At 51.8% G+C, this 13,077-nt stretch carries 12 protein-coding genes; 1 reads left to right on the top strand and 11 read right to left on the bottom strand.

The window, feature by feature from the left end; genetic code table 11:
* Nucleotides 1-229 precede the first annotated feature (229 nt).
* Nucleotides 230-412: a hypothetical protein gene (locus tag TPANIC_RS05285; RefSeq protein WP_010881899.1), complete on the top strand. Its 183-nt coding sequence runs from the start codon at nucleotides 230-232 to the stop codon at nucleotides 410-412.
* Here TPANIC_RS05285 and fusA read toward each other — a convergent pair.
* From fusA to TPANIC_RS02145, 11 genes are all read right to left on the bottom strand, one after another.
* Nucleotides 401-2,452: an elongation factor G gene (gene fusA / locus TPANIC_RS02195; protein WP_010881898.1), complete on the bottom strand. Its 2,052-nt coding sequence runs from the start codon at nucleotides 2,450-2,452 to the stop codon at nucleotides 401-403. The genes TPANIC_RS05285 and fusA overlap by 12 nt on opposite strands.
* Nucleotides 2,453-2,588: 136 nt before the next feature.
* Nucleotides 2,589-3,179, bottom strand: a complete 591-nt coding sequence (locus TPANIC_RS02190) for a tetratricopeptide repeat protein (RefSeq protein WP_010881897.1) — start codon at nucleotides 3,177-3,179, stop codon at nucleotides 2,589-2,591.
* Between the two features lie 3 nt (nucleotides 3,180-3,182).
* On the bottom strand, nucleotides 3,183-4,265 hold the full coding sequence (locus tag TPANIC_RS02185; protein WP_010881896.1) for a uracil phosphoribosyltransferase: 1,083 nt from the start codon (nucleotides 4,263-4,265) through the stop codon (nucleotides 3,183-3,185).
* Between the two features lie 57 nt (nucleotides 4,266-4,322).
* Nucleotides 4,323-5,447: a hypothetical protein gene (locus TPANIC_RS02180; RefSeq protein WP_010881895.1), complete on the bottom strand. Its 1,125-nt coding sequence runs from the start codon at nucleotides 5,445-5,447 to the stop codon at nucleotides 4,323-4,325.
* Nucleotides 5,444-6,658: a (E)-4-hydroxy-3-methylbut-2-enyl-diphosphate synthase gene (gene ispG / locus TPANIC_RS02175; RefSeq protein WP_010881894.1), complete on the bottom strand. Its 1,215-nt coding sequence runs from the start codon at nucleotides 6,656-6,658 to the stop codon at nucleotides 5,444-5,446. Before ispG ends, TPANIC_RS02180 begins: the two co-directional genes overlap by 4 nt.
* Before the next feature lie 41 nt (nucleotides 6,659-6,699).
* Entirely contained in the window at nucleotides 6,700-7,329 is a 630-nt protein-coding gene (locus tag TPANIC_RS02170; protein WP_010881893.1) for a DJ-1/PfpI family protein, read from the bottom strand.
* A 135-nt stretch (nucleotides 7,330-7,464) separates the two neighbouring features.
* Complete coding sequence (locus TPANIC_RS02165) at nucleotides 7,465-8,367, bottom strand: M23 family metallopeptidase (protein WP_235214104.1); 903 nt, start codon at nucleotides 8,365-8,367, stop codon at nucleotides 7,465-7,467.
* Nucleotides 8,368-8,498: 131 nt separating this feature from the next.
* Nucleotides 8,499-9,353 (bottom strand): hypothetical protein, encoded by an 855-nt coding sequence (locus TPANIC_RS02160; RefSeq protein WP_010881891.1) that lies wholly within the window; start codon nucleotides 9,351-9,353, stop codon nucleotides 8,499-8,501.
* Entirely contained in the window at nucleotides 9,295-11,016 is a 1,722-nt protein-coding gene (gene recN / locus TPANIC_RS02155) for a DNA repair protein RecN (protein ID WP_010881890.1), read from the bottom strand. The genes TPANIC_RS02160 and recN overlap by 59 nt, the downstream gene beginning before the upstream one ends.
* Nucleotides 11,009-11,926, bottom strand: a complete 918-nt coding sequence (locus tag TPANIC_RS02150; protein ID WP_010881889.1) for an NAD(+)/NADH kinase — start codon at nucleotides 11,924-11,926, stop codon at nucleotides 11,009-11,011. Before TPANIC_RS02150 ends, recN begins: the two co-directional genes overlap by 8 nt.
* Nucleotides 11,923-13,074: a DegT/DnrJ/EryC1/StrS family aminotransferase gene (locus tag TPANIC_RS02145; RefSeq protein WP_010881888.1), complete on the bottom strand. Its 1,152-nt coding sequence runs from the start codon at nucleotides 13,072-13,074 to the stop codon at nucleotides 11,923-11,925. The genes TPANIC_RS02150 and TPANIC_RS02145 overlap by 4 nt, the downstream gene beginning before the upstream one ends.
* Nucleotides 13,075-13,077: the final 3 nt, after the last annotated feature.

Here is a 13,077-nt window from a genome sequence, read left to right as displayed (position 1 = left end):
TTTTCGTCCTTCCTTTTCCCCATACGTCTTATGACCGGCGCCACACCTTTCCCCACCTGCACCAGATACCCCACGTGTGCGTAATCGCACGTGCTCTGCCAATTACTGCATTGAGTATTACGTATGCAATAATGCCCCACATTACACCTTCTGCAATCGAATACGAAAAAGGCATCATCAGAACTGCGACGAAGGCAGGAAACCCTTCCCCACATCTTGAAAATCCACATTGCTTTCCATGCAGCTCGTTACCGTAACAGTGCAGGGAGCGATGGTAGCCGACATTGCAGTTGCAGTGAGAACCGCACCCCATCCATTCCTGTATGCGAGCGTATTGCAGGATTCGCCGCAAGCACGTAAGCCAGTGCGAGAAACGAGGTATCAAAAAATGAGCGCATTCTTATGCACATGATTCAAAATGACTAAACCTCATAGTAAATGAGGCGCCACCACGGGATGCAGAACGCACATCGGTAGAAAAACCAAACATTTTCTTCATCGGAGCCTGTGCATGCACAAGCTCCCGTCCGTGTTTTGAATCCATGCCCAGAATTATTCCCCCCCGCTGTATGATCACATTCATCACATCTCCTACATTTTCTTGCGCACACGAAAGCTCCACGCTCATGATAGGCTCAAGCACGTATGGCTCAGCGGCTACACACGCCTCACCAAATGCTTGCACCGCTGCAGCTTCAAATATAAAAGGCGAAGACGTCAGTTCCTGATACTCCACCGACAGGAGATGCACCCCCACGTCTACACACGGATACCCACTCTGAATACCTCCATCCCACGCGCCGCGGATAGCATGCTCTACCGCTCCGATAATTTCTGCCGGAGCAGTATGCGCCGTGCACACTGTGCCCCGCAACTCTTTCACCTGACAAAAAAACTCATTTCCCGCACCACGCTTCCGCGCCTCCACACGCAAGGTTAACCCTGCCATATATTCTTTGCCACCGATTACTCGCTGTACTCGCAGCGTACGCTCAACTGTTTTACGAATAGATTCACGGTACGTCACGTGCGGCTTACCAACACGTACCTGCACATTAAAATCCTCGCGCATCCGGGTGGTGAGCACATCAAGATGCAACTCCCCCATACCGGAAATTAAAAGCTGCCCTGTCTCTGCATCTTCCCGAACCGAGAAAGTTGGATCCTCTCGCGAAAGAATACCAAGTGTCTCCTGTAACTTATCGCGCGATGATGCGTCCATTGGCTCAAGCGACACAGAAATAACCGGTTCAGGAAAATGCATAGACTCCAGCACTACCGGACACGAACCATCCCCCACGCTGTCCCCTGTTTGTGCAGATTTTAGTCCCACAATTACCGCAATATCCCCCGCCTGTATGCATTCAACGGTTTCAGACTTATTCGAATGCATACGCAAAATGCGATACACCCGTTCACGTTTCTTTTTCCCAATGTTAACGATACTGTCCCCCGTACGCAGTTTTCCCGAATACATGCGCACGTAGCAGAGTAAACCCGCTTCACGTTCGTACTGAATTTTAAATACAAGTGCCAGCAACGGTCCTTCAGCAGTAGGAGCGATAAAAACAGGCTCCTTTTTCTGTACGTGAAAACCTTCTACTGCTTTACGCTCCTGCGGCGCAGGCAAATACTCTACCACTGCATCGAGCAGTGGTTGCACACCCAAGTTATGACGAGAAGAACCGCACAAAAAAGGAACATATCGCCGCTCGCGCACAGCCTTTCTAATTTCTGCGTGCAGTAACTGCACTGGAACGTGCTCCCCTGCAAGCACACACTCGGTTACCTCATCCGAATATATGGAAATGACATCAAGCATTTTTTCTCGCGCTTCGCGCGCCTGGGCAATACGTGCGCTTTGAATAGGCCGGTACTCCATCTGTTCGCCACTACTTGCCGCATCCCAGAAAATCTCTTTCATGGTGATCAAATCAATTACCCCCTCAAAAGAGGTACCAGAACCAATGGGTATCTGCAACGCGACTGCATCTATACCGAATTTATTGTGGACTTGGTCCAATACTGAGAAAAAGTCAGCACCGATCCGATCCATTTTGTTAACAAAACAAACACGCGGGATATCATAACGATCTGCCTGATACCATACGGTTTCTGTCTGTGGCTGTACTCTTCCTACCGCACACAATACCACCACTACCCCATCTAACACGCGCAACGCACGTTCGACTTCTGCAGTAAAATCTACATGTCCCGGCGTATCAATAATGGTAATGTCTACTTCACGCCACCGCACCGTCGTTGCAGCACTCTGAATGGTGATACCGCGTTCCTGTTCCTGTACCATCCAATCCATCGTTGTCGCACCATCATCAATTTCCCCCATGCGGTGGATCTTGCCCGTGTAAAAAAGCATACGTTCAGTGGTAGTAGTCTTACCAGCGTCAACATGTGCCATAATGCCAATATTCCTCATCTGCTGTTGTCTCATATCTTCCTCTTTATCACGTACCTGTACGGATAAAAAACAGTGCACAGGACTACTCCCCACCATCATAGCAGCGGGAAAGAGAATACCTAAAACGTAAAACAGTGCACGCTACACCGCACGCGCATTCAGTGACAAATCACAAATCGTCTGTGGAAACAAAATCTGCAATTAAATGGGGTGGTACCGAATCTTTCAGTTTCCTTACAATAGACTGCAGCACACGCACATCTTCGGCTTCACTTAACAGAGACTTTTTTTGACGCAAAAATTCAACCGCCTGAATATATTTTTTCGCGTGCACCAATACGTTTGCATACTCAAGAATACGTTGAGTATTTTTCTGATCACGCTCATACAACTGTTGATAAAGAAGTAGCGCGCGAGCTGTTTCACCAAAAGAAAGCAACGCATACGCGTACGCGGCAGCAATGGTTGCATTGGCAGAATCCGCATCGTATAACGGTTGCAGTGCATGAACAGCAGTTTTCCAATCATTCTGCAATCCACACACACGCGCAAAATTATACTGCGCTGCATGATAGTACGCAGGGTCACGCGCTGCACGCATATAATAATCACGCGCCTCGTCATAACGATGCAGCTGCACATACGCATGGGCAAGATCAAAATACTCTGGCGCAAGAGACGACTCAGGCTTTCCGCATGCAAATAGTCCTGTATAAAACAGGTGAAACAAAAAAAAGCAAAAACACTGCTTACCGTTCATCAGTCAGCGAGAACCTAATACCGTTTCCTCTATCTTGCGGAGCTGGGACCGGTACAGGCCAGAAATATTTGAACCATAGTCTGCCAAAAGCTGGATAATATTCCGCGGATAGTCTTCAACATCAACCCCGTTAACTCGATCACCAGCATCGCCAAGACCAGGCATAATATACGCACGCGCGTTGAGTACGGGATCCATCCACAGCGTATACACCGTGCAATTCTCTAGGGAACGCACTACACGAATCGCACCTTTCAGTGCAGAAATCATGTGAAAACAGCTGATAGATTTTGGTTTCACACCGAGATCTTGCAAATAACGCACTATGGTAACCAAACTACCACCGGTGGCGTTCATGGGATCGGCGAAAACCAGATCCTTACCATCCAACTCTCGTGCAGAAAAGTATGATTTATCCAGATCAAACACATACTGCATATCGCGCTCATCACGGAGATCATCTCGCTTGATTTTAAAAAGCGCAAACGGCGTTACGTACCCATGCGAAGAATATTCTTCTATCTCCTTAGAAACAATCATCGAAGGTAACAGCGCTCCTCGTAACATGACACACATCACCGTGTTCTCAATTTTATAATCCACGTTTGCAATTTTATGTACTGCATAGTTTTGTACAGGAAAAGCAACCGGTGTTTTTGTAATAAGATATGTTTTATGCTCTTCATGAGAGCCGCCGTAGGCAAGCCTAAACAGCATTTCAAACGCACGCTGTGTGTAGTAGATGAATTCACTATATCCGGTATGAATATTACGCAGCTTTGAAACAACTCGAGAAACTTCTGCATGGTTCTCTCGTTGCGTTTCAAACGAATATACCTTCAGCGCGGGTAATTCTTTACAGATCTCCTGCATCAGATTCCCGATACTGTCATATGTAGCGATGATATTTTCTTCAGCGCGTGCGCTACGCGCTCCATTCTGCTGATCTTCAAACTGCGCAAAAGAACTCATCGCAGATGAGTACAACTCGTCCAATTTACTCAGATAATAGCTGTCACGTTCTGTCAAACAGTCATCAAGAAACTTTGCCTCCGTGATCACTCTGCGCGCCGTCTGCCCTTCCATATAAACTCCTCATCCCCCAATTCACGTTCCTCGCGCGTGTGCTATACCCTACACCACTTACAGCGTGAGAGAAAGCTTATACGCAGCACGCCGCGCGTACTCAAACGCAGGACACTTTTCTGCAAGGTTGTAATACATATCACGCGCCTGGGCGTGCAAACCCTTTTTGTATAAGAGATCTGCAAAATGGAGCAGTGTCTGCCACACTCCATGCTCATTCGCCCACTTCAAAATAGTCGGATGAGATCCAGTTCGCAAAAATAAATCAGCAAGATCCTTATACTGATACGTGAGTTCTATTTTCTGCAAAAAAGAATCGAGCGCACTGATTGCAATATCGGCTGCAAGCACCGAAACAGGCAAAGCGCGTTCTATGTTATCTGTCCGTACGTACATTTCTGTAAGCTCTTGATATGCGCGCAGTGCAAGAACATTTCGATGACGATATAATTTAAAAAATTTCTCTACCGTATTGGAGGAGCGGATAGTGCGAAGCATTGCGTGCAGCGTCTTGCCCCACACCTCACGTGCACTGTACAGAGGATCTTCGCTCAGCACAAGGAGCAAGTACTTCTCCCGTTCATCCTGCTGACTGAGCAGACGAGACACATTCGCCATTGCGTAGATAATATCAAAGCGAGCGTCGGGAACTACAAGCTGCGCTCGCGTATCCCACGCATTTCGATAATGCTGCAAAGCCTGGGCGTACTCTCCTTCACCCTCGAATACCTTTCCCAAGAGCAACTCCGCTTCTGGAAAAGCGGCTGAATCCTTCAGCCACTGGAGCAGTTTGGAAACGGAGTTTTGAAAAACGTGCGGCGCATGAGTGAGAAAAATAGCATCAAGCACTTCGCAGGCATCTGTCTCTCCTCGACTTTTTAAAAGTGCATATAAATCAGACAGTGTTTCGGGTATCCCCGCTGACTCAGCCCGTGTGCGTGCACGCAGTAGCACTCGGCACTGGTGCTCCACTTGCTCCCGCCGAAGCGCCCGTGCCCGCTGCGCATAGCGCAACGTATCGCCAAATTCCTCTCGCTCATAGACAACCTGTGCCCACTGTAACAGGTGCCACGGATCCTCCCCACGCACCCGATCGGATTCACTGCGCACCCGCCCCTCTGACCCAAAAAGAAACGCAGCACTCATGACACCCGCCGCATATGCTTTGATCAGGTTATTCATAAACTTGACAATTCCTCTTTAAACGCTGCGTCTATTATGCGCGTGCGCTCGTCTGCGCAAAGATCACGTACCTGAATGCGACGCACTATCTTTCCCCGCTTAAAAAAAATCACCGAATCCTCCGCACCGCTGATACCGAGATCCGCATGCTTTCCTTCTCCAGGACCATTCACTACACAGCCCATAACCGCAACCGTGATATCCTTTTTCAAACTGAACAGTTCCTTTTGCCACCTCCGCACAAATGCGTGTACGTCAAAACCAATCCTGCCACAGCGCGGACATGACACTAAACGAACCCCACCAGCCCGTTTACCGCATTCAGCAAGAATTTCTCGCGCAGCCAGCACCTCATGCTCCATGCTATCTGAAAGACTCACCCGCACCGTGGCACCAATATTGCGTGACAGTAATTGGGAAAATGCAAGTGTACTTTTGACAATACCGGAAACAAGCGGGCCTGCTTCTGTTACTCCAAGGTGCAAGGGAATATCAGACTGCTGCGCAAAAAGTTCGTTGGCACGTACCGTCTCTGCAACCGTAGAAGCCTTCAGAGAAAGGACAACCCGATCAAAGTGTAACTGATCTAGATACGCAGCTTCTGCAAAGGCAGTTTGCACCAACGCTTCTGCACGCGCATTCACTGACTGCATCCCATCCGCGTAACGCGCCGCAACTGCGCGCTTCACCACACCCGGCAGAGAACCGGTATTCACCCCAATACGCAAAGCAGTGCCGGTTGCTCGAGCCTTTTCTACCACCGCACGCACGCGCTCACGCACACCGATATTCCCCGGGTTAATACGCACTTTCGCTACCGGTCCGTCCATACACCGCAGCGCAAGCCGGTAATCAAAGTGAATGTCTGCAACAAGCGGCATACGCGTGCGCGCGCAAAGCGCCACAAAAAGCTCAGCCGATTCCCTGTCAGGAACGGCAAAACGCACAACGTCACACCCTAATTGTTCAAGTTCCAAAAGACGGTCCACAATGGATTGGAGATCTGCACCAATGAGCGGTTCTTTCCACATTGTTTGGATAGGAATCGGTGCGTCACCCCCAAGAGGCAACGCACGCACATGTTCCTTTCCTCCAATTACCAATGATCGTGCACGGTAGTGGGACGCACGCGGTCTTAATTTTAATGGAACATCCAAAAGTCCACTCCCATACGGACTATTGCAGGGAGACACACCGGCAGATGAATCCACCTTTTCCTCTGGCTGCCGCGCAGCACGCTCGTCCCTCTGATTCACCGGGCCACCACTTGCGCACGCACACTTTGCGCAACTTCCACTCCACAGAGTGCTTCGATAACTGCGAAAGAAAACTCTTCTGCCGCACCTGCCGCACACGCGGTCAAAAGATTTCCATCACGTACCACCCGCGCGCGCTCAGGTTTACGAAGCGCACGCGATTTCTCCTCTTCCGTCCTTTTCCCAACCCCATCGTCATGTGCGGAGAACACCGCCGGCTCCATACCCGGATAGCAGGTATAGCGACGTGACCCCAGGAGATTCCACGCAGAGAGCACTCGCGCCGGGGCAGCACACAGCGCAGCGACGAGTCCTCCGCGCAGGTGCACGCGCATGACAAAATCACGCACCGCCGCACAGGCGGCAAGCGTATGACAGTTTTCCAACCCCCCGGGAAGAAGAACCGCATCTGCGGCGCACGCGGCATCCGCGATGCCCGGAGAAGCACAAAGCGCCTCAAGACTGCAGTCGCAGCTCACACGCAAGCCACGCGTAGAAACAACCTGCTCTGCCCCAACACCCACGAGCGTTAACGCTATCCCCGCACGTCTGAGATAATCCAACGGGGTGATAGTCTCCACTTCCTCAAATCCGTGTGCAACAAAAAGGTATACCCGTACGCTCACCGCAACACCCCCGTACCTGTTCTTACAGCAACAGTGCAACCCCGCGCACACAGACTACGGATAATCGTCCTCCGTTCAAAAGCGACGTACTAGCCGTGCGCCCCGCGAGCGCAGCACTACCTTAGGATAGAAGAACTAAAAACCACGCGGAGCCTGTGCCGGATCTATTGGTTTATTTTTTTTATATACCATAAAGTACAATCGTGATCGCGCCGCTGCTGCGTCAAACCCCAAATTACCGAGCACGTCGCCGGCAGAAACATAATCTCCTGACTTTGGCAAAATACGCTCAAGTCCTCCATACACGTACACGTGCTTTCCCGCCGACTCTACAAAGAGCACCTGACCATAACCCCGATGGGTCCCCCTGGAGATTACCTTACCAGACATGAGTGCACGCACGGCAGCATTTCTTTCCGAATCAATAACAACCCCGTAGGTCTTGCCCCGCACGTACGCAAGCGAAGTCGGGCTCACCGGCCAGCGCGCATTCTTATCAACTTTCTTACTGATATACTGACGCGGATCACGCAGAGAAATTTCTCTCCTCTCGGGGGCCGGCACAGCAGCGGGGGGAGAAACAGGAGTCTGTACGGGATCGGCACGGGCACGCGCCCACTGATCCCCATCGGGCAAAGAAGACACAGATAAGATGCGGTCCGCGCCCGCCACGGTAGGAGGCGACTTTTCACGCGGAGGAATCACGAGCACATCACCTGGGTGAATAGTGTGCGCAGCAGAGATTCCGTTGGCTGCAAGAAGCGCGGCAAGTGAACAGTTTAGCATACGGGCAATCGAAAAGAGGGTGTCACCCCGGCGCACCGTGTATCCTCGTGGAACTACTATGCGCTGCCCAGGCACAAGCTGGTGTACGTTTGCCAGATTATTTGCCTGCGCAAGCGCAGAAAGGGGCACGCCATAGCGACGCGAAAGTGAAAAGAGGGTCTCGCCCTTAGCAATCACGTGCACCGTCTGCGCCGCGCCGTAGGCTGCTGCCAACAAAAAACACCCCGCAAGCGACAGAAAAAAACCGCCCATACCCGCCCCCTTCTCGGCAGATAAAAAAAAAGCATGAGCGTCACCTATGCGCGCCCGTTCCCCCTGTCGTAAATAACAAACGTTCACCCGCAGCCGAGACACTCCACAGCCGGCAGGAGCACGCACTAACCCTACTTGTCGCTTCGATCTCTCTTACGCTGATCCTTTTCCATACGCTCGCTCCACACCTTTGCTTTCTTTTTTACCTCCTCTGCATCTTGTCGCTCGTTGAGCAACAGGTGGACCCTGCGCAGCGCGTGCAGGTAGCAGACAGCCAATTTAAAATCTTCAAAACTGGAGGACGTCATCTCATACTTTTCCCGGTAACGCTCAGCTGCCTGCAGGAGTAATTTCTTTACCAAACGCAGGTGATAGACCACTGTCTCGTACTCGTCAGCCTGTGGATTCAATCCAATCTCAGAAGAATTCGCTAAATCCAGAATATTCTTCGCCACCGTTGCGTAGCGCGCCTGGAGCTCTACAAAAGACCAATACCATTTAGTATTCGTCCCATAGGCGCTAATAATGGAATCAATGGCGAGTCCCATCTTACGGATAAGATAATAACGCTGCTGCTGACTTACGTTCGCTATCTGCGCCACCTGTTCCTGGTAATCGGAAAACGGCGTGTCAATTAAATTGGTAACAATTTCTTCAAGATAGATGAGCGCCTTATAAAGCGTTTTCCGCGCCTCATTCAGCAGATCCTCCTGCTTACCACCTACTACTACAACCTGTGTCTGATATTTAGCAGCGTACAGCGTACTGAGGTAAATCATGTCATCTACCAACGCGAGCTTCTTGTACGCCGCGCCCGTCCCATCCCGCCTGATCAGTTCTAAAATGTTTTTTTCACGCGTAAAGATTTGATCAATAGTCCCTTGGTATACGTTCAACTTTTTCTGGTACAGAGCATTCTGCTCTTCCTCAGTCACCGCACTCCCCCCTTCTCTGCCGCGCACCTGCGCGCAACAACTCCTGCGCATGCGCTAGGGAGGTTGCACTGTGCGTGTCCCCTGCTAGCATGCGCGCAACTTCTTGAACCCGTCGTTCCCCCACTACATGCGCCGCGCTCGTATTCGTGTGTTCTCCACTCGACTCTTTTTTCACACACACGTGCGCATCCGCGTGCGCCGCTATCATAGCCAAATGCGTAATGCACACAACCTGCTTGTGCTCAGACAACGCTTGCAAATGCTCTGCAACCGCACGCGCCGTTTCACCTCCAATTCCCACATCAATCTCATCAAAAATCAACGTGCCCACTTCATCGACCGATGAAAGCACAGTCTTTAAAGCAAGCATCACGCGGGAGAGTTCCCCCCCTGAAGCAATCTTTGCTAGCGGACGCGCAGGCTCTCCTGCGTTGGCGCTAATTAAAAACTCAACGTCATCAAAGCCATACGGACCCGTGCGTTGTTTCGCGCATTGCTCATCGCGCGTGCATATCTGTACGTGAAACCGCGTACTCGCCATCCCCAAACGGTGTAGCACTCCCTCCACCCGCGTACGAAACGCTTCTGCCACTGCATGACGCTTAAGCGATAAGGCACGTCCCGCGTGTAATACCTGAGCCATCAGACGCTGAACATCTTGCTCAAGCGCCTCTTTATCACCCACCGCCTGTGAAAGATCCTGCATCTCTTGCTGCGCACGCGCACGGTATTCTAAAACCTGCGCAACTGTTCCTCCATATTTTTTCTTCAGCCGGTATATGAGCGCAAGACGCTCCTGAACGTGCTGCAAACGGTCGGGACAAAACTGAATACCGTCTGTATACGTACGCAGAACATGCGCTACGTCTTCGATTTCATAGTACGCACTTTCTAAACGGGCACGCGCCGGCTCAAGACTCCCATCAATCCCACAGGCGCTTTCAAGTGCACCAAGCGCTTTCTTTAAGGAAGAAAGCAGCGCGCCCTCTTGCAGGTCCACCCCCCTAATTGCAGCGTCAACCCTTTGCATCACATCACAGAGTTTTTCGTGCTGGCAGAGCTTTTGCTCTTCTCCTTCCAACGCACGCTCCTCATGCACGTCCAACGCTGCGTGCTCCAGTTCCTCAAGGGCAAAGGAGAGGAATTCTAGCCGCTCCTGCCGGTTGTGTTCACAGGAAGCGAGCCGCTGCAGCTGCGCGCGTCGCTCTGCAAGAGCCGCATAACACGCAGTAAACGCATCAACTTCTTGCTGGAGTCCTCCGTAGGTATCCAGAAAGCGGCGATGCTCTGCAACACGAAACAGCGATTGGTGTTCATGCTGTCCGTGGAGGTCTATGAAAAATGACGTGAAAAACTCCAAATCTGCGCGAGAGACCGGGACGTTTTGAATCCACGCCGTGCCACGACCGGTACGCCGCATCACCCGACGAAGGAGCACGCGGTGGTGCTCAGGCTCAATACTCCGTTCTGCCAACCATGTGTGCACCGCACGCGGTGCGTGATCACAGCGAAACACCGCAGAAACCCATGCCTCGTTCTCATCCTTGCGAATAAGATCAGGCCCTACCTTTTGCCCACAGAGAAAGGACAGCGCGCCGAGTATCATTGACTTACCCGCACCCGTCTCCCCTGAGAGGGCAGTAAACTGTGCACCAAACTCCAACGCCAAAGATTGAATGAGCGCAACGTTGCGCACCGAAAGTTGCTCAATCATCGTGACGTCTTCCCCTGCGAGAAAAAATACTCCCTGACCACGCCAGTTTCGAGCACAGTGCATGGTAGAACACGTGTGGTGTACAGAAAACCAATCGTGCGCTGCACGATGACCTGCTTGCAAGCAGCTGATCTTCTTCCTGCAACGTGCACAATTCATGTCCGTCCACAGACAGCACCGTTTCTTTGTGTCGCATAGACAACACCTTGATACGCACCACCCCTGAGGAGGGAACTACCACGGGACGATTAGAAAGGCACAGTGCGCTTATGGGAGTGAGGACAAACGCATCAAGGTCCGGATCGAGGATGGGACCGCCACAGGCCGCCGAGTACGCAGTAGATCCTGTAGGCGTCGCAAGAATAATGCCATCAGCTTCATACACGCCAAAAGAAATGTCGTTGAAGCACACCTCTGCCCGGGTAAGACGCGCGACGCGTCCACTTGAAAGGACAACATCGTTTAACGCCAGACACGAAGCAATCTCTTTACCCGCACGCGTGACGGTGCACGATATGAGCGCACGCTCAGCAGGGCGCACCCCCCCTGCCAAATAATCGCTCAACGCCTGTTGCCAATACCGTGGCTCAATAGGAGCGATAAAGCCGAAACGCCCTAAATTTATGGCAAGTATGGGAATACCAGAAGGAGAAGCACAGCGCGCGGCAAACAGTGTAGTACCATCCCCCCCAATACTGACTGCAAACATATAGCCTGCGCGAGCACAGCTTTCTTTATTCAATCCATCATACTCAATGGTGTGGCACTGGAATCCACGTATGCTCAGAAAGTTCACAACGTCCGCAGCGAGCACCGCAGCGCGCGGTTTGTACGTGCTGACAATAAGCAACACCTTCGCGTCCCCCGATGATTTTGCAACAGGCCGCTGAGGACACACGCGGCTGCTCACGGCAGTGTCCCAAGGATGCGCGCAATTTCCTGTGCGTGTGCAGGCGCAAGACGCGGGTACAACGGAAAGCGCACGCAGCGCAACAAAAGCGCAGATGCATGTGGCCAACACATCTCAGGCGTAATCTCAGACGCACGCACTTCCCTTTCCCAGCTAGAGTCCTGACAGGTTTTTTCCGCGCCCTGCGTGGTCTCTAGTACCTCCCTGTCCTCACCCTGAAAAGGTGCCGTGTGCGATGCAGAAGTAGGAAGAAACTGCGGAAAAGGCCACCGTCTGCGCATAGCAGGTAATTGAAACGCTGCCACAATGGAATGTTCAAAGGCAGGAGAAATCTCAATGGACGCCTGCCGCACGTAACGCGTCACTTCCTTCAGATCAGAAGCAAGGACAACAGGAAAAGCGTAGGCACTGTGTTCCAATTGCTCACACCGGTGAAGCGTACCGTGACGCGTACGCAAAAGCGCAGAGGAGTATCGGTCGTAGATTGCGCGCCTGAGGGCAATATTTTTTTCTTGCTGCTTTACTTGGACACACGCGAGCGCCGCGTTCATATCCGGCAGCATATCAACGGCAAGCGCTTCTGGCACAAGCGCCTGAAGCCGACGCGCGCAGGCGGCCTCAAAGGCCATGAGTACCGCGCCGCCGCCTGCGGTAAGCATATCGTGTGCCTCCAATCCCACGATGACACACGAGCCAAAGGTTCCCACCTTCTTTTCTCCCAATACTGCACCGACACTCTGAGAGCTGTCTTCGATGACGGGTATCCCCAGTTCCAAAAACACCGCTGCAGGAGGCACATTTCCAAGTGTTTCAGGCACAAGAAGCGCACGAGCGCCACGCGCGATGCCAGTTTCCACCACATCACGGGACAACAAACCGCTGTGAATGTCTACGTCAAGGACAAGCGGCTGCAGCCCCTGGTGAAGCACCTCACGGTAGTGCCAGAAGGGCGCAAGCGCAGAAAGAAGTACAGGGGAAGCAGGAGGCAATTTCAGTGCACGGAGTGCAAAGGAAAGTGCGATAGCGGGGCTGCGCAGCACGTATGCATCGATTGGAGAAAACACCTCGCGCACCAACTGGATGAGGGTGCTGCCAAGCGAACCAGGGCCAATTTTTTCATCCACCAAGCAGGTGAGCACCGCGTCCATTTC

The sequence above is a fragment of the Treponema pallidum subsp. pallidum str. Nichols genome (assembly GCF_000410535.2).
Lineage (GTDB): Bacteria > Spirochaetota > Spirochaetia > Treponematales > Treponemataceae > Treponema > Treponema pallidum.
The sequence above is the reverse complement of the archived record's forward strand: the minus strand, read 5'-3'. Positions and strand labels throughout refer to the sequence as shown.